Source organism: Wolbachia endosymbiont of Ctenocephalides felis wCfeJ (assembly GCF_012277315.1).
Taxonomy (GTDB): Bacteria; Pseudomonadota; Alphaproteobacteria; order Rickettsiales; family Anaplasmataceae; genus Wolbachia.
In genome coordinates this window covers 1,000,664-1,017,563 of sequence record NZ_CP051157.1, presented here as the reverse complement: position 1 = coordinate 1,017,563, position 16,900 = coordinate 1,000,664, and the positions used below count along the sequence as shown (strand labels likewise).

General features: G+C 36.0%; 17 protein-coding genes. 14 read left to right on the top strand and 3 right to left on the bottom strand.

Annotation, left to right across the window (positions count from 1 at the left end; translation table 11 throughout):
* The first annotated feature begins 15 nt into the window (after nt 1-15).
* The 6 genes from HF196_RS04865 (at nt 16) to HF196_RS04840 (ending at nt 5,214) form a co-directional block, all read left to right on the top strand.
* The gene (locus HF196_RS04865) at nt 16-1,245 is read left to right on the top strand and encodes a coiled-coil domain-containing protein (protein ID WP_168456059.1); all 1,230 of its coding nucleotides are present in this window, start codon (nt 16-18) and stop codon (nt 1,243-1,245) included.
* The gene (pyrF, locus tag HF196_RS04860) at nt 1,242-1,919 is read left to right on the top strand and encodes an orotidine-5'-phosphate decarboxylase (protein WP_168456058.1); all 678 of its coding nucleotides are present in this window, start codon (nt 1,242-1,244) and stop codon (nt 1,917-1,919) included. Before HF196_RS04865 ends, pyrF begins: the two co-directional genes overlap by 4 nt.
* A 330-nt stretch (nt 1,920-2,249) precedes the next feature.
* The gene (locus HF196_RS04855; protein WP_168456057.1) at nt 2,250-3,452 is read left to right on the top strand and encodes a phage major capsid protein; all 1,203 of its coding nucleotides are present in this window, start codon (nt 2,250-2,252) and stop codon (nt 3,450-3,452) included.
* A gap of 172 nt (nt 3,453-3,624) precedes the next feature.
* On the top strand, nt 3,625-4,035 hold the full coding sequence (locus HF196_RS04850) for a DUF3168 domain-containing protein (protein WP_168456056.1): 411 nt from the start codon (nt 3,625-3,627) through the stop codon (nt 4,033-4,035).
* Nucleotides 4,010-4,399 carry a phage tail tube protein gene (locus tag HF196_RS04845; RefSeq protein ID WP_168456055.1) on the top strand — a complete coding sequence of 130 codons (390 nt, stop codon included), beginning with the start codon at nt 4,010-4,012 and terminating at the stop codon, nt 4,397-4,399. The genes HF196_RS04850 and HF196_RS04845 overlap by 26 nt, the downstream gene beginning before the upstream one ends.
* A 47-nt stretch (nt 4,400-4,446) precedes the next feature.
* Nucleotides 4,447-5,214, top strand: coding sequence for a hypothetical protein (locus HF196_RS04840; protein WP_168456054.1), 768 nt, complete (start codon nt 4,447-4,449; stop codon nt 5,212-5,214).
* Between the two features lie 16 nt (nt 5,215-5,230).
* Here the strand turns inward: HF196_RS04840 and rmuC are convergent, their stop codons facing one another.
* Both rmuC and HF196_RS04830 read right to left on the bottom strand, forming a co-directional pair.
* On the bottom strand, nt 5,231-6,589 hold the full coding sequence (rmuC, locus tag HF196_RS04835; RefSeq protein WP_168456053.1) for a DNA recombination protein RmuC: 1,359 nt from the start codon (nt 6,587-6,589) through the stop codon (nt 5,231-5,233).
* Between the two features lie 109 nt (nt 6,590-6,698).
* Nucleotides 6,699-7,319, bottom strand: a complete 621-nt coding sequence (locus HF196_RS04830) for a hypothetical protein (RefSeq protein ID WP_168456052.1) — start codon at nt 7,317-7,319, stop codon at nt 6,699-6,701.
* Nucleotides 7,320-7,633: 314 nt separating this feature from the next.
* Between HF196_RS04830 and carB the strand changes: the two genes are divergently transcribed.
* From carB to HF196_RS04790, 8 genes are all read left to right on the top strand, one after another.
* On the top strand, nt 7,634-10,942 hold the full coding sequence (carB, locus tag HF196_RS04825; protein WP_168456051.1) for a carbamoyl-phosphate synthase large subunit: 3,309 nt from the start codon (nt 7,634-7,636) through the stop codon (nt 10,940-10,942).
* A 297-nt stretch (nt 10,943-11,239) separates the two neighbouring features.
* Complete coding sequence (locus HF196_RS04820; protein ID WP_168456050.1) at nt 11,240-11,398, top strand: hypothetical protein; 159 nt, start codon at nt 11,240-11,242, stop codon at nt 11,396-11,398.
* Nucleotides 11,399-11,418: 20 nt separating this feature from the next.
* Nucleotides 11,419-11,568: a hypothetical protein gene (locus tag HF196_RS04815; protein ID WP_168456049.1), complete on the top strand. Its 150-nt coding sequence runs from the start codon at nt 11,419-11,421 to the stop codon at nt 11,566-11,568.
* Nucleotides 11,569-11,876: 308 nt separating this feature from the next.
* Nucleotides 11,877-12,437, top strand: coding sequence for an ATP synthase F1 subunit delta (atpH, locus tag HF196_RS04810; protein ID WP_168456048.1), 561 nt, complete (start codon nt 11,877-11,879; stop codon nt 12,435-12,437).
* The gene (gene atpA / locus HF196_RS04805; protein ID WP_168456047.1) at nt 12,434-13,975 is read left to right on the top strand and encodes a F0F1 ATP synthase subunit alpha; all 1,542 of its coding nucleotides are present in this window, start codon (nt 12,434-12,436) and stop codon (nt 13,973-13,975) included. The genes atpH and atpA overlap by 4 nt, the downstream gene beginning before the upstream one ends.
* Before the next feature lie 9 nt (nt 13,976-13,984).
* On the top strand, nt 13,985-14,479 hold the full coding sequence (gene greA, locus HF196_RS04800; RefSeq protein WP_168456046.1) for a transcription elongation factor GreA: 495 nt from the start codon (nt 13,985-13,987) through the stop codon (nt 14,477-14,479).
* A 3-nt stretch (nt 14,480-14,482) separates the two neighbouring features.
* Nucleotides 14,483-15,136, top strand: coding sequence for a 3,4-dihydroxy-2-butanone-4-phosphate synthase (ribB, locus tag HF196_RS04795; protein WP_168456045.1), 654 nt, complete (start codon nt 14,483-14,485; stop codon nt 15,134-15,136).
* Between the two features lie 80 nt (nt 15,137-15,216).
* A complete protein-coding gene (locus tag HF196_RS04790) occupies nt 15,217-16,488 on the top strand; it encodes a M48 family metalloprotease (RefSeq protein WP_369799952.1) in 1,272 nt (423 codons plus the stop codon).
* Between the two features lie 27 nt (nt 16,489-16,515).
* Here the strand turns inward: HF196_RS04790 and HF196_RS04785 are convergent, their stop codons facing one another.
* Nucleotides 16,516-16,857: a TrbC/VirB2 family protein gene (locus HF196_RS04785; RefSeq protein WP_168456043.1), complete on the bottom strand. Its 342-nt coding sequence runs from the start codon at nt 16,855-16,857 to the stop codon at nt 16,516-16,518.
* Between the last annotated feature and the right edge of the window lie 43 nt (nt 16,858-16,900).

Sequence of the window (16,900 nt, the reverse complement as noted above, 5' to 3'; positions counted from 1 at the left end):
TTATTAACTGTCTTTATGGTAAAAATAATGAGTAACTTGTTTAAAAAAGCCAATGCACCTTATCTTATAGCTAGTTCTTTAGCTACTCTTACATTAGTTTCATCTTTAGTGCTTGCGGTAACTTCTAATGTGCCTCTCCTTCTAATTCTCACTTTGACTACGTTATCTGTTTTAGTGGTTGCACTTTCGTATAAAATGATTAAAAATAACAAAAAAATAGAGAATGATAAAGATAAACCTACAAAAAAAGAGCAAGAGTTGGAAAATAAAATAACTTTAGCAAAAGGAGTGGGAGAATCTACAAATAAACAAGTGGAGAAATTAAATAGTCAGGTACATAAATTAACGCAAGAAAAGGAAGATTTAGATAAGAAAGCACAAAGGTTAGATTTGAAATTAAATGAGTTAGAAGCTCAAAAGGATGTCCTTTCTCAAGAAAAAGAACTCTTAGAGAAAAGGTTGGAAGCTAGAATAAACTATATAGGTGAATTACATAAAATGATAGAGAAATTAACAAATGAATTAGGTCACGAACAGCAAAAAAAAGAGTTACATCATAACCGACCAAAGAGGTTAGGTTGTTTTAGACTAGTGAAAGGCAGTCTGCCTATACTAAAAAGTAAACCTGTTAAAAAAAATGGATGTATAGTGGAATCAGAGAAGAAAATGAGCAATATTAAATATGAAGAACCAAAAAATAGAGAGTCAGATAAGAAAGAAGAAAAATTGCGAGTAGAATTAGATGAAAAAAAACGTGAGGTTGCAAAGCTCATAGAGCAAAATAGAGGTCTGTCTAAAAAGTTAAGAGATGCAGATGATCTTTTTAATCAGCAGTCTAAAGAGTTAGACGAGATAAATAAACGTTATGATGATAAGGTAAAAGAATTGAAAAACCTGCTTTTGAGTAACTCTCTTGAAAAGGAACAATGTAAGGAAGCTTTGCTAAAAAGGAAAAAAGAAGAAATGCATTTGATGCAAGAAACGATAGAATATGTGATAAATAACATAGAGGAATCGGTGAGAGGCAGTAAAGAGATTGTAGATAATGATAAAAAAGTGATATTAGAAATAATTCAAAAAATAGGGTTTGTATTGGCAGAAAAAGTTGCGCAATGTCTGCCAAATGACACTTTGTATGTAGAAGGTTCTGGATATAGTAATATGTATTCTACCCCAAGCAGCCAGTTTCGCAATACTCGAGTAAAATGTCTTGACAACAATCAAGAACGTAAAGGTATACAATGAACCCAATAGTATGTGCACTGGACACGCAGGATTTGAATGAAGCCATATCTTTGGCTAATGCCCTGCGTGACAAAGTTGGAATGATAAAGCTGGGGTTAGAGTTTTTTGCTGCTCATGGTCCTTCTGGGGTAAGAGAAATTGCAAAATGCAATATACCAATTTTCTTAGACCTGAAATTGCATGATATTCCAAACACTGTAGCTAAAACGGTTGAAGCAATAAAGGCTTTAGGTGTTGAAATACTAACACTGCATATCAGCGGTGGCACAAGAATGCTAAAGGAAGCTCTAAGTGTGGTGAAAAATACAAAAATGAAACTGATAGGGGTAACTGTGCTAACTAGTATGAGCGATGAAGATCTAGGCGAGCTTGGAATGACAAGAGAAACAAAATCACAGGTAATTTTGCTGGCAAAGCTTGCAGAAAAAGTTGGAATGCATGGAATAGTTTGCTCTGCATTAGAAGCTCAGGAAGTGCGTAAAGAGTGTGGTAAGGATTTTAAGATTATTACTCCGGGAATTCGTGTGGGCCCCAGCCATGATGACCAAAAAAGAACGGCAACGCCAAAAGAAGCGGTGAATTCAGGAGCCGATTATATCGTGATCGGTAGACCTATTACAAAAAATAGCAGTCCTGCAAATAGTGCAGAATTAATATTAAAATCACTTATTTAATTCGGCTAAAAAAAAATTTAAAAAAATTTCAAAAAAATGCTTGACATGAAAAAATAAATGTTATAGAGTAACATTATCTTTCATATTTCTCCTCACTTAACTAAGTTAAGTGTAAATATCAAATTAAACGTGTGGTGTTATTTAGGTAGCACCACATGTTTTTTTTGATTTATGTTTTCAATACATAGGTAATTGTAGTGTAAGGGTAGTTTCTATTAAGAGAGGTGCCAGCTACTCGGCTTACCACGCAAATAAATGCAATCAGTTGTGGGAAACACTGGTAGGTGTTTATCTTATTTTCATTTTATTTTATCTTCAAAGGGGGCTACTATGTCACTCACCGATATTACTTGTCGTATTAATGAATTGGCTTCATCATGGGAGCAATTCAAAACAATAAATGATCGCAGGCTCAAAGAAATTGAAAACAAAGGGCGCGCTGATTCTGCGACAATTGAGCAGATGTGCAAGATAAATAGTAATATTGATAATTGTAAAGAACGCTTAGATTTAATTGAAACTGCTGTTCAACGTCCAGAAATCAGTACAGATTTTAACACAAGTGATAAATATTTTTCTGATTATGTCCGCAAGGGAATAGAAAGAGGTTTATCGCAAAAAGCTCTCAGTGGAGATGATGGAGATATTGGGGGATATTTAGTTACTCCACATATCGTGAAACGCATAAACAAGCGTGTGACTGATTCATCTCCAATGCGGCAAATATGTTCCACTCAAAGAATCTCTACTGAAACATTAGACTATATTGTAGAAGACTGTGACTATGCTAGTGCAGGTTGGAGTGGTGAAACAGTAGATGATGAAGATGGTGGCAGTAAATCTAAGTATGATTTTGCAAAAGACACAGATACGCCTAAAATTCAAAAGATTTCCATCACAACTTATGAGTTATACGCTCAACCTCAAATATCGCAAAAGCTGCTTGATGATGCGTTTGTCGATGTTGAAAGCTGGCTAGTGGAAAAGATTGCCGAGACTTTTAGTAAGGAAGAAAACGAAGCCTTCATTAAAGGTGAGGGCGCTTTTCAACCCAAAGGAATTCTAGCTTATAAAGATGGAAACAGTTATAATAAAATAGAGCAAGTTAAGGCTGATAAACTTGATAGTGATGCGGTAATGATGTTGTATTACTCTCTGGATGAATATTATTTCAAAAATGCATCGTTTTTGATGAATAGAAGTACATTGAAAGATATTAGGCTGCTTAAATCTCAAACAGGTCAATATCTTTGGCAACCAAGTTTATCGTTGGAAGCCCCAGATACTTTAATGGGAATACCAGTATATCAATCTGCCGATATGCCACCTGCAACAAACAAGCTGCCGGTAATTGCAATAGCGGATTTTAAACAAGCTTATAAAATCGTAGATAGTAGAGGGATGAGAATACTGAGAGACCCTTATACGAATAAACCTTATGTTAGATTCTTTATCACGAGGCGTGTCGGTGGAGAGGTTGTGAATACCAGCGCTATTAAATTGTTCAAGGTTACAAGTTCAAGCAATAAGTAGAAACTTCTACAACATCATCTTCAGAACCGTTTCACGTCTTCTTGTACCGTACTCTTGAATTACATCCGGTATTAACACGGTACCTTGCTGGTGGACTCAAATCATAATGTTCATACAGCCACGTGCTTGACATCAGTAAATCTTATCTATGTTATCTTTACGGGAATTGATTATGAAAAAAATTCAGACTATAAGTGAGCTATACAATAGCATTTATGCAGCACTAAAAGCAGACTCTGGGCTGAGGAAGTATGTTACTAATGTTTATGATTACCTACCAAAGCAGGTCTCTATTCCTTACCTGAGATTGCGCATAGTAAGTTATAACAACTTGCATATGCTATCCAACTTTGCTATAAAGGCAAGATTTGCGTGCGATATATATACTTACAGTATAGGTAGTATGTTTGCTGCTATGGAGCGTACAGACTTGGTGCTTAAGAGCATTAAAAGTTTTGATAGTGAAACCATTTTAGAAAGTGGTTGTGCTATAGGTCAGCACAACGACATCTTACATTCAATTATTGGTTTTGATATTTTTATAAAAGGAGGCGATAATGAGCAAGTTACAGCTAAAAATTAAAGGTCATGACAATAATTTTGTTGTGCTGAATAATATACGGAATTTAAGGTTTACTTTGCGTAATAACAAAGAAGAAGTAAGAGACATTTCTTCTTTTGGCTGGAGGAAAGTGCTTGATTGTGCTGGAAACAGGCACATCACGATAAAAATTAATGGAATTTTAAATTCCGTACTTGCCGATGAATTATTACGTAATTCTGCTATACTAAACTCTAATAACGATTATGAGGTTAGTTTTAATGCTAAGGAAAAGATAAGGCTTAAATGTTCGGTTGAACTATATGAAAGGTATTACGACCCTGCTGCTTTCGATAGTTTTACCGTAGTTTTAGCTAGTGCAGAAGTTGTCAATACCTTTCATTAATGTTAATTTAATCTTTTCGTGTACAATAGTAGAATTTTAACTAAATTATGAATGATGATTATCTTTTTGAAAATGGCAGTGAAGAAAATAACGATGACAAACGAGAGAGGAATTTGCAGAATGAAAACCAGATAAAAGAGCAGCAGGAAAAGATAGAGCGGTATGTTCAAGACTATTTAGAAGCTTTTGAGGCTATTTTAAACCAAGTCGACGAAGAGATTGATAATCTAGATAGCTATGAAAGAACTATGCAAGTAAAACGAAGTATAGATAGGCTCATAGAGACCTTATATAGTCAGGCAGCATCCGAGGATATTGATGCAGAATTTGAAACCACAAAACACACTCGCGACAGATCAGAGTCCATGAAAAGAGTTGCAGAGAAGAGAAAAAAACAAATAATGGAAGAAGTGTTAAGCAGTATGTTTGCTCAACAACAAAAGGAGATGATGAACGCTAAGCACTTAAGTCACAGACACGAAACAACACCACATGACGAAGATGTGCTCAAAGCGAAGGCACGAATAAAGTCCTCAATCAAGGGAGTGTTGTTTTCAGTTATTGCTCATAGAATGGATCCAAGGAGGAGGGCAGGGGAAACTGCTGACAGTAATGAAAGGCAAGCTCGTATATATGGCAGGGAAGCGGTTGGTGGAGCTCTGAGTGCACTGCTAAAAACATTTTTAACTGCAGTTACTGCGGTTATCCGTGAAATTGCTAAGCCACTTCAGCACACGAACAAACAAGAAACATCTTTTGCAAAACAAGTTGAAGAAAGCAGAAACATAGACCCACATAAAGGTCGATCTATGTAGATTTTTGCGTGTAAGCTTAATCCACTTTTAACTCCTCGGCGTGTAAGCTACGTGGTAAAGATTCTAGTTCCTTTGCAATGCTTAATTCTTTGTTTTTGGTATGTATACCGAACTTATTGAACTCCCGAGCGGCAGGAAACACTCTTGCTTCGAGCGAGCCGGCAGTTTTATTGTAATGATCAACAGCACTTTTTAAGCTTTTACGCAAATTATCAAAATTTTCGCCCATTGTGCAAATGCGCTCATATAAAATGTGGCCTAGTTCACTGATTTTTTTTGCACTCTCGGCTATTATCTCTTGTTTCCACCCATATGCTATTGCCCTTAAGAGTGCTATTAAAGTGATTGGCGTTGCAATAATCACTTTTTTCTCTATTCCAATCTCTATCAATGCAGGTTCGTGCTCCAGTGCTGCGCTAAATACCCCTTCTCCTGTGAGAAAAAGAACCACGAGTTCTGGTGTATTTTCAAATTGATTCCAATACTCTTTTCTGCCTAGATCATTTATGTGTTTTTTTATTGCCAAGGAATGACTCTTTAATTTCTCTCTTTGTATCTGCAAGTCATTTTGTGACATAGCATCAAGATAAGAATCAAGTGGCACTTTAGCATCTATTATTATTTGCTTTCCAGATGGCATCTTAATTATCAGATCGGGGCGCAATAAATTATCCTCATTTTTATCAACTACTGACGGCTGAGTAAAAAAGTCGCAATATTCAATCATCCCCGCCATTTCCACTACTCTTTTTAACTGCATCTCACCCCATTTTCCCCTAACGTGGGGTTTTCTTAAAGCATTAGCAAGGCTGGAGGTTTGGTTCATTAACGCTCCAATTTGTTCTTTTAAACCTTCATAAGCTCCTACTCTCCTTTTTTCCAGCTCACGTATTTCATTATCGAATTTTTCTAATTTTTCTTTTATTGGGGTTACAACTTCGTTGATTGTTACTTGTCTTTTTTTGAAATCACTTTCTGTTTCTTTTAATTTGTTATCAATGACTTCTTTTGCTAAGTTTAGAAAATTATTGTTGTTTGTCTGCAAAGCATCAAGGGACAGCGCTTTAAAGGTGTTTACGAGTCTTTCCTCTGCTTTTGTTAGTAACTCTATTTCCTTTGTCTTTTCCTCACGTTCTTTTTGCAGAGTTACTTCAAGTTCTGCGTTTCTCACTTTTAGATCTACTATTTCTTCATCCTTGCTCAGTAAGATCTGTTTTGTTTCTTGAAGTTCACTCTCTAACTTACATAAATTAACTTCAAGATTTGCTGATCTTGTTTTTTCCTCGCTTAGTTTTTTATTTTTTTTTATGCTGATGTAGCAGCACAGCAGCAAAGAGAGAGAATTTAATCCAAGAAGTATAGAGTTGAAAAGCATCAGAACACAAAAAAAATCCTACTCATAATGCTATCTAATTTTTGTTCAAATAGGAAAGAAAAAAGGAGCACCTAAAGAGCTGCTCCTTTTTTGAAGGATTTTACAGAGATTATTCACTATGTACGTGTTGGTTACCGTTTACAGCTAGTGTTTCAGAATTAGTCATGTCTGGACTTGGTGTGTTACCATCTTCAACAGTCTTAGGAACTGTAATCGGATCTTTAGATATATGAGTTATAACAACAGGACTTCCACCTTCGCTTAAACCTAACACATTTCTCATATCTTTCAGTTCACTATATAAGATGTGATGATCATAGGGTGCTATTGAGCATACATTAAAGCTTGTATAAAATGCATTGCTGTTACAAATTCCTGCCTTCAGGATAACTTTGAATACACCTTTTTTACACTCGATGTATACATGATATTCTGATAGATTTTTATGGTCAATATCACTAAGAATTTTTGATATACTATTTTTCGCTACGTGTAGCACCAGATCTCTACTATCACCTTTTTTAATAACATCAAAAACACCAGGTTTATCTTGATCTTGTAGTAGATTACTCACTCTGTGGTCCGGGAGGCTACTTACTTGCTGACTAGTACTTTTTGCTTGACTCCCTTTGTTGTCAGAGCGCTGACTTGATGGGAAATTTCTCAAAATCCATGAAATGCCTGTGTGGTTAGCAATCCACTTGGAAAATTTTTTTATGCTTTTCCACATATTTTACTCCTAAATTTAATAATAAATTTATTTAATTATTACATATAAAGTTTAATATGTCAACTATTTTCTACTTTAAAGGTAAAATGTGGTATAGAAAAGTCAACTGGTTCTTTTTCTCTAGATTCCAGGTGCTGTCTTTACGTAGTCTCGTTGAAAACGTTGTGCTTTAGCATGGTTAAAGCACTGGGATCCTGGTAGGCTCAATGTTCATGCAGTTGTGGGCCTAAAGTGGTAGCTCATAAGTCTAATAAAAATTCACATATACAGGAAAGATTGGTAACATTACCTAAATAGAGATCGTCATTATAATTATGCCAAAACGTACAGATATGGAATCTATATTAGTAATAGGAGCAGGTCCAATAATTATAGGCCAGGCATGTGAGTTTGATTATTCAGGAACTCAAAGTTGTAAGGTATTAAAAAGCGAAGGTTATAAAGTCATTCTGGTAAATTCCAATCCTGCAACTATAATGACAGATCCCGAATTTTCTGATGCAACTTATATTGAACCTATACTACCTGAAATCATAGAAAAAATCATAATCAAAGAGAAGCCAGATGCGATATTGCCAACGATGGGTGGACAAACTGCTCTAAACTGTGCAATGAAGCTTGCAGATGATGGGGTATTGGATACATATAATGTAAAGCTAATTGGCGTAAATAGAGAGGCAATAAAAAAAGCGGAAGATAGAGAATTATTTCGCCAGTCTATGGATAAGATAGGACTAAAATATCCTAAAAGTATCATTATAAAAAATCACAGGCAAATAAAGGAAGCTCTAGATTATGTTGGATTACCCGCAATCATCCGTTCATCATTTACTCTTGGTGGTGCAGGCAGTGGTATAGCATACAATAAGGAGGAATTTTTCAACATTGCAGGGAATGCACTGAAAATTTCACCGATAAGTGAAGTTCAGATAGATGAATCAATTATCGGTTGGAAGGAATATGAGATGGAAGTCATTCGTGACTGTGAAGATAACTGTATAGTGGTCTGTTCAATAGAGAATGTTGATCCCATGGGAGTTCATACAGGTGATAGCATTACTGTTGCTCCTGCCTTAACTCTACGTGATGCAGAGTACCAACAAATGAGAAATGCATCTATAGCAGTGCTGAGAGAAATTGATGTTAGCGCAGGTGGTGCAAATGTTCAATTTGCAGTCAATCCTAAAGAAGATGGCAGCCTCGTTGTAATTGAAATGAATCCAAGGGTTTCTCGCTCTTCCGCGCTTGCCTCAAAAGCAACTGGCTATCCTATAGCAAAAGTTGCAACTAAGCTTGCTGTTGGCTATTCACTTGATGAGATACGCAACGATTGTGCTCCAATTATACCTGCTGCATTTGAACCAGTGGTTGATTATATAGTAACTAAGATTCCTCGTTTTGAGTTCGAAAAATTTAAGGGGACGGATTGTGAATTGTCAACTTCTATGAAATCAGTAGGAGAAGTGATGTCTATAGGCCGCACTTTTAATGAATCACTACAAAAAGCTTTTCGTTCACTTGAAACTGGTCTCACGGGACTTGATGAAGTGTTTTCTGAAGGCACAGATGTTGATCATATAAAATCCCAATTAGCAAAACTGTTACCAAATAGATTGCTGGTTGCTGCTGACGCGATGCGTCATGGCATAAGTATAGAAGAAATAAATTCGATTACAGGGTACGATTTGTGGTTTTTGCAAAATATACAGCAAATTATCTTAGCGGAACAGAAAATTAAAGAAACTGGTTTGCCTGAGACTGCACACGAGATATTAGAACTAAAAAAGATGGGGTTTTCGGATGCGAGGCTGGCAAAGCTAAGTAATGGATCTACCTCTGTCACTCCAGTTGAGATCCAAGAAAAAAATAGGTGGATTCCAGTGTCACGCACTGGAATGACACCAGAGCAAATTGAAGCAATAAGGAAAAAATTTGACATCCATCCAGTTTACAAACGCGTAGACACTTGTGCGGCTGAGTTTGAATCAAGCACTGCCTATATGTACGGCTGTTATGAGGGAGACGTTATAAATAAGGCAGAGTGCGAAGCAAACGTTTCTGACCGAAAGAAGGTTGTCATTTTAGGTAGTGGACCAAATCGTATTGGTCAGGGTATCGAGTTTGACTACGCATGCGTGCATGCAGCTTCTGCTGCTAAAGAGATGGGATGTGAAACAATAATAGTTAATTGTAATCCTGAAACTGTTTCAACTGATTATGATACTGCTGATCGTTTGTATTTTGCTCCGCTAACTGCAGAGGATGTACTTGAAATATTAAATAAAGAGCAGGAGAATGGCACACTAATGGGTGTCATAGTTCAAATAGGTGGTCAAACACCTTTAAAGTTAGCCAAAGTGCTAAATGAAAGAGGTTTTAATATCCTTGGCACATCTTTTGATTCTATAGATCTTGCTGAAGATCGTATGAGATTTAAAAACCTTGCTTTGCAACTTAATTTAAAACAACCTGAAAATTCTATCTGTCATTCAGTGGAAGAAGCGTTAACCAATGCAGAGAGAGTAGGGTTTCCATTAGTAGTTAGGCCATCTTATGTTTTGGGTGGTCAATCCATGTCGATTAAGTACGATATTGAGAGTTTTAAAGAATATGTACTTGGTCGAACTAAAATTTTTGAACATGGGTCGTTGCTGCTTGATAAGTTCTTGGTGAATGCAGTTGAGATTGACATTGACGCTGTATGCGATGGAGAAAAGGTCTTCATTGCGGCGATTATGGAGCATATTGAAGAAGCTGGTATCCATTCTGGCGATTCAACGTGCTCAATACCGACAAATACATTAACTGATGAAATCATACAAGAGATCAAGCTACAAACTGAAAGAGTAGCTCTTGAATTAAAGGTCAAAGGCCTGATAAACATTCAATTTGCCATTCAAGAAAATGACATATATATACTTGAGGTAAACTTAAGGGCCAGCCGTACGGTTCCTTTTATTTCCAAAGTAATCAATGTTCCTATTGCAAAGCTTGCTACTCAGGTGATTTTAGGCAAAAAATTAGACCAAGAAAAAAAATCTTTTGATCATTTTGCAGTCAAAGCTGCTGTTTTTCCATTTACCCGTTTTTCAGGAGTTGACACTCTACTTGGTCCTGAAATGAAGTCAACGGGAGAGGTGATGGGAATTGACTCGTCTTTCGAAGCTGCACTTGCAAAAGCGCATATGGCTGCAGGATATAAGCTGCCAACAGAAGGAAAAGCTCTGATTTCGGTAAAAGATGATGATAAAGAGTATATACTGCCCGTTGCACGAATGTTGAAAGAATTGGGTTTTGAGATATATGCTACCAAAGGCACAGCTTCATATCTGAACAATAATGGTATCGTTGCAAGACCTGTAAATAAGGTGAGAGAAGGCAGACCTCATATAGTTGATATACTCAAAGACGGAAAAATAAATCTAATAATTAATACCTCAAAAGGTGTCAAATCAGTCTCAGACAGCAAGGATATTCGCAGAACTGCTATTTCGCAAAATATAGCTTACAGTACCACAGCTTCTGGTAGCAAAGCGCTAGTGCTTGCAATTCAATATTTAAAGAATAGCAAGCTGGAAGTAAAGTCATTGCAGCAGATACAAAATGCTGCTTATGTGAACTAAAAATAGACTTTTGCATAGCTTTTAGCAGCGCAGATAAGGTAAGCCTTATTTTCATTTTTATACAGAATTAAAAATAAGAGATTTTTTATGTTCATCGAAAGGTGTCATTCCAGCGCGTGACGCTGGAATCCAGCCTTATTTTCATTTTTATACAAAATCGAAAATAAGAGGTTTTTTATTTTCATCCACGCAAATAGATAAAGCCTTATTTTCATTTTTATACAGAATCGAAAATTAAGTCTTATTTTCATTTTTGTACAGAATCGAAAATAAGAGGTTTCTTATTTTCATCAACGGGTGTCATTCCAGCGCGTGACGCTGGAATCCAGTAAAAAAAGTGGATCCCAGTGTCGGGGCACTGGGATGACATTATTAAGTGGCGCTGGGATGGCAGAAGAAGGGGCTACTCGGATAACATCTCAACCTGTCATTCCAGCGCGTGACGCTGGAATCTAGAAAAAAAAGAGTGGATCCCAATGTCAGCTACTAAGCCTTATTTTCACTTTTACGCAAAATCGAAAATAAGAGATTTTTTATGTTCATCCACGCAAATAGATAAGCCTTATTTTCATTTTTACGCAAAATCGAAAATAATGTATACTATAAAAATGGTGTGCTGGAATTGAATGATCGGATGACATCATTGGGCTACTCAGTGGCATCATGATGATATACTTTTCCAAGTTGATAAAAGGCAAATATGAATGAAAAGTATTTCCCTTGCTATAAGAAATCTGTTACAATTATCTTAAATTACTGGCTCTCATTCTCTGGCACGTTTTTCTTTAATAGTTAAATGGCTGTTTTACAATGAATTTTATCAGTAACTATAAGTTGTTGGTTGCCATGCAACAAGACTTGCTAAGGTCTAGGCTTTTTTAGGCTAGATTATGTGATTAAGCTGCTGACGTTAGCTATATGTAGGTAATGTAATATGAAAAGGACCCAATACAATAATTTAATTTCATCTTATGCCAGGGCGCTGTTTTATGTCTCAGAAGACAAACTGGATGCTATAAGAAAAGAAGTAGAATTTTTACTGGCTTTTTTTAAGGGTCAACGTGATATTCTCATATACTTATCCCATCCTACGATTTCTCTTGCACATAAAAAGGAAGTGATACTTTCGATAAATAGAGACTTGAGTGAAAACTTAGTAAAATTTATTATGGTTGTATCTGTAAACAGACGTTTTGATTTATTAATTCCTATATTAGAAAAATTCTTAAATTTTGTGAAAGAAAATAAAAATGAGTTAGAAATCACTATAAAATCAGCAGAGACTTTAAAGGAGTCAGATATAAAAATAATTGCTGAATCTTTGAGCTTTCTTGGTAAAATAATAAAAGTAAATAACGTAATTGACCCTACTATAATAGGTGGTTTTGTGGTGAAGTATGGTTTTAATTTGATTGATGCTTCGCTGAAGAGCTACTTAAATAAGTTAGTTGGTTTAAGTAGAATAGAAATGTTGAAAATAGGGAATTGTGTATGAAAAGCGGTATAAATGCTTCTGAGGTAGTAAACATAATACGGGAAAAGGTTGAGGCATTTGATAATCCTATAAAGAGAGAAAACATAGGTGAAGTGATTTCAGTAACCGATGGTATTGCACTGGTTTACGGGCTCGCAAAAGCAAAATTCGGTGAAAAAGTATTTTTTGCAAGTGGTGTAGAAGGCATAGTTCTTGATTTAGATCATGATATAGCTGGAATAGTGGTGCTTGGTAATGATCGTGACGTAAAAGAAGGGGAAATTGTAAGATGCAGTGGTGATGTTGTACAGGTGCCTGTAGGACATGAATTACTGGGAAGAGTTGTAAATGCACTGGGCCACCCTATAGACAACGGTGGAGAAATTAGAGCCAAAAACAAGATGGATATAGAATCTAAAGCACCAGGTATTATTGATCGCAAATCTGTACATGAACCTTTGCAGACCGGTATTAAGATTATAGATTTACTAATTCCAATAGGAAGAGGACAACGTGAATTAATTATTGGCGATAGACAAATTGGGAAAACTACCATTGCCCTCGATACTATCATCAATCAAAAGAAGATTAATGACGAGGTGGACGAAAATCAAAAAGTTTACTGCGTTTATGTTGCTATTGGACAAAAAATTTCAACGGTGGCAAAAGTAGTAAACAAGTTAAAAGAAAGTGGAGCATTAGAGTATACAACTGTAGTTGTGGCTAGCGCATCTGACTGCGCACCTATGCAATTTTTAGCGCCTTATGCTGGTTGCACTATTGGAGAATTTTTTCGTGATAATGGAATGCATTGCTTGGTGGTATACGATGATCTATCTAAGCACGCTGTAGCATACAGGCAAATGTCCTTATTGCTGAGACGTCCTCCTGGCCGTGAAGCTTATCCTGGGGATATATTCTATGTACATTCTCGGTTACTTGAAAGAGCTGCTAAAATGTCTGATGAAAAAGGGCAGGGGTCTTTGACTGCTTTGCCGATCATTGAAACTCAGGCCGGTGATGTATCTGCATATGTTCCAACTAATGTAATTTCAATTACTGATGGACAAATCTTTCTTGAGTCTGAATTATTTCACAAAGGATTTCGCCCTGCGGTGAATATAGGTTTGTCAGTTTCGCGGGTTGGTTCTGCTGCACAGCTAAAGTCTGTGAAAAAAGTTGCTGGCTCCATAAAGCTGAGTTTAGCTCAGTATAGAGAATTGGAAGACTTTGCAAAGTTTGGTTCTGATCTTGATGCTAGTGTTCAACTATCCTTAAATAAGGGTAAATACCTTGTTGAGTTATTAAAGCAAAGACAGCATTCACCTATACCAATAGAAGAGCAGGTGGTGCTGATGTACATCTTTTCTAATCTGTATGATCAATTAAGTAAGATACAAATAAGCAACGTCAGTAAATTCGAACATGATCTCATCAATTATCTTCATAATGCATATCCTGAAGTTTTAAAAAAGTTGTCAAATAGTATGGATGATGGTATAAAGAACGATATTTTTAATATCGTGAGTAATTTTGTTACTCAATTTAATTGCGTTTAGGTAGTAATTATGACTTCATCCGTTGTTAAGAAATTTCCTATAACAAAGGAAGGTTTTGAATATATGCAAGCCGAGCTTGAGAAACTAAAGGAAGAAAAACCTTCTGTTATACAAGCCATTTCTGATGCTCGTGACCACGGTGATTTGTCCGAAAATGCGGAATATCATGCTGCACGAGAAAGATTAGGCTTTATTGAGGGCCGTATAATGGAGCTAGAGAATAAGCTTTCGCATGCAGAAGTAATAGAAGTGAAAAATTTGTCTGGTGACTCAGTATTGTTTGGTGCAACCGTAACATTAAGCATGTTAAATGATGATGGTAGTGAAATAGAATATGTTTATAAAATTGTAGGTGAATACGAAGCTGATGTTTCAAAACAGTTGATATCTACTAGCTCACCTTTAGGTAGTGCTTTGATTGGCAAAAAAGTTGGCGAATATGTAGAAGTAGTGGTACCAAATGGAGAGAAATTGTATAAAATAGTTAAGATTGAATTTAAATAAATTATGGTACAGGTCAATTGTGCACCAATGAATCTATCTGGTATTTCTCCTGTAGAAGATGTACTAGAGGATGCTCGATCTGGTAAATTGTTCATTTTAGTTGATGACGAAAATAGAGAAAATGAAGGTGATTTGATTGTCTTAGCTGAAAAATTAGAGCCAAAACACATAACTTTTATGGTTAGGTATGGCACTGGCATTGTATTTTTAGCTATGACAAAACTTCATATGAGTAGACTAGGTCTTGAGTTTATGAGAAGAAGCAATGTGGACGAAAAGCTTACTCCCCACACTGCATTTACTACATCAATTGATGCACGCTATGGTATTACAACAGGTGTTTCTGCTAATGATAGAACGCGTACGATACTTACTGCTATTGACGAAAAGAGTACTAAGGATGATATTATCACTCCCGGTCATGTTTTTCCTATCATTGCAAACGATGGTGGGGTTTTAGCACGCAATGGTCATACTGAAGCGGGTGTTGAAGTAGCAAAGCTGGTCGGCTTTAATCACGCTGCTGTAGGGTGTGAGCTAGTTAACGATGATGGCTCTATGATGCGCTTGCCTCAGTTACTTAAATTTGCTGAACAACATAAGATTAAGTTAACTACTATCGATAGACTTATTAGCTACGTTAAAAAGTTAAGCTAGCGTTTATAAATTCGTATAATTTAGGTGTTAAAATGTAAAATTCCTAAAAATTATACAAGCACGTAATTTCCATGTCTAAAATTATTAAGTTTTTTACCTTGTTACTTTTTTTTATATATTGTAATAGCGCTTATTCTGTTAACATTATTAGAGATAGTGAAGTGGAAACAGTGGTGAAAGAACTGGCACATCCCTTATTTTCTGCTGCAGGTATTGATGGTGAACGAATAAAAGTTTTCATAATTAATGATAATTCAATCAATGCTTTTGTAATTGATAATAATAGCATTTTCATTCACTTGGGACTTTTGCAATATTCAACAGAACCTTACGTTCTACTTGGTATACTAGCACATGAGATTGCTCATATATCTGCTGGCCATGTATTACAGATGAGTGGTGCTGTTGGCTATTTTCACTCTATAGCAATGATTAGTTATGTGGTAGGACTGGTTTCTACTATTATCATTGATCCCCAGGTTGCTAGTGCAATTTTGCTAAGTGGTGTAGCGCTCAGCTCCAGGCTGTTTTTTAACTATTCTCAAGAGCAAGAGAGTGTAGCAGATAGCTATGCTTTGAGGTACCTGGATGAATCTGGTTATGATAATTCAGGTATGAAAGAGGTCTTCAGCTACTTTAAGAGTATTGAACACGAAAATGCTGAAAGGTATTTCCGCACTCACCCGCTTAGCGATAAGCGCATACTTGCTGTACGGAATTATAAAGTTAAGAACAATGTAAAACCGATTCTTGCGGATAAATTACTAAAGTTTAAGCGTATGGTTACTAAGCTAGATTCTTTCTTTTCCCCTATCCACGTGTTATCTAATAAATATGAAGATAATTCTGAGTATGTAAATGCTATAGTCCGCTATAGGCAAGGGAAAATGGAAGAAGCCATTACTACAATTGATTCATTAGTTCAAAAATCACGCGATGATCCATATCTATATGAACTAAAAGCAGAAATGCTATATAAGATTGGGAATCTAAACGAAGCAATAAAAATGTATGAAGAATCACTAAAGTATTTACCTGAGAAAAACAGCTATTTAGTAAAACTTGCATTATCCCATACTCTATTGTTGTGTGGCGATGTAAAAAAAGCAATTTTCTACCTAGAACAAACCGCAAGTATAGAACCAAATAGTGCTTTCGTCTGGAAGTATTTAAGTATCGCATATAAATATAATGCTGATACGGCAATGCACTATTTTGCTTTAACAAAAAAGGCTTGTATTGAAGGTAATTTAAAACAATTTATAAAGTATGCTGAGCTAGCTATTGAGACTTTACCAAAAGATAGCCCTTACTTGCTACAAATTGAAGACATGAAGCAATTCAATGGATGACAAAAAGCACTTTAGCATGCTGCTTTTTTATGGTTTCTTTGTCCCACAGCTTTTCAACATCTCTTCTACCTCAAGGCTCTTAGGCATAATATTCATTATAATCGTCTTGGCACCAAAAAATACGCCGCAAAACATACCTAAAGCGAAGAGAGCTGGCCAAGGCATTCTGCCAAATATTGCAAGTAAGGATGCACCGATTATTACTACGGTCATAAGTGGACCACCTATCCCCCAAATGTACCCAATAATATTGCATATTACTTCGGTCGTACTGTCCATTCCACTGCTAGCTTCAGAAGCAATTGGGCAACACGAGAAAAGTAACACCACATACAAAACGTTAAAAAATTTTCTTATTATAGAGCTCATTTTCTTGCCTCAATAATAAACTAGAGTGATAAAATTTATTTTA

Bases quoted from the DNA above. Each gene is read 5' to 3' on its own strand.
- HF196_RS04865 (WP_168456059.1), top strand. From the start codon at position 16: ATGGTAAAAATAATGAGTAACTTGTTTAAAAAAGCCAATGCACCTTAT.
- pyrF (WP_168456058.1), top strand. From the start codon at position 1,242: ATGAACCCAATAGTATGTGCACTGGACACGCAGGATTTGAATGAAGCC.
- HF196_RS04855 (WP_168456057.1), top strand. From the start codon at position 2,250: ATGTCACTCACCGATATTACTTGTCGTATTAATGAATTGGCTTCATCA.
- HF196_RS04850 (WP_168456056.1), top strand. From the start codon at position 3,625: ATGAAAAAAATTCAGACTATAAGTGAGCTATACAATAGCATTTATGCA.
- HF196_RS04845 (WP_168456055.1), top strand. From the start codon at position 4,010: ATGAGCAAGTTACAGCTAAAAATTAAAGGTCATGACAATAATTTTGTT.
- HF196_RS04840 (WP_168456054.1), top strand. From the start codon at position 4,447: ATGAATGATGATTATCTTTTTGAAAATGGCAGTGAAGAAAATAACGAT.
- rmuC (WP_168456053.1), bottom strand. From the start codon at position 6,589: ATGCTTTTCAACTCTATACTTCTTGGATTAAATTCTCTCTCTTTGCTG.
- HF196_RS04830 (WP_168456052.1), bottom strand. From the start codon at position 7,319: ATGTGGAAAAGCATAAAAAAATTTTCCAAGTGGATTGCTAACCACACA.
- carB (WP_168456051.1), top strand. From the start codon at position 7,634: ATGCCAAAACGTACAGATATGGAATCTATATTAGTAATAGGAGCAGGT.
- HF196_RS04815 (WP_168456049.1), top strand. From the start codon at position 11,419: ATGTCAGCTACTAAGCCTTATTTTCACTTTTACGCAAAATCGAAAATA.
- atpH (WP_168456048.1), top strand. From the start codon at position 11,877: ATGAAAAGGACCCAATACAATAATTTAATTTCATCTTATGCCAGGGCG.
- atpA (WP_168456047.1), top strand. From the start codon at position 12,434: ATGAAAAGCGGTATAAATGCTTCTGAGGTAGTAAACATAATACGGGAA.
- greA (WP_168456046.1), top strand. From the start codon at position 13,985: ATGACTTCATCCGTTGTTAAGAAATTTCCTATAACAAAGGAAGGTTTT.
- ribB (WP_168456045.1), top strand. From the start codon at position 14,483: ATGGTACAGGTCAATTGTGCACCAATGAATCTATCTGGTATTTCTCCT.
- HF196_RS04785 (WP_168456043.1), bottom strand. From the start codon at position 16,857: ATGAGCTCTATAATAAGAAAATTTTTTAACGTTTTGTATGTGGTGTTA.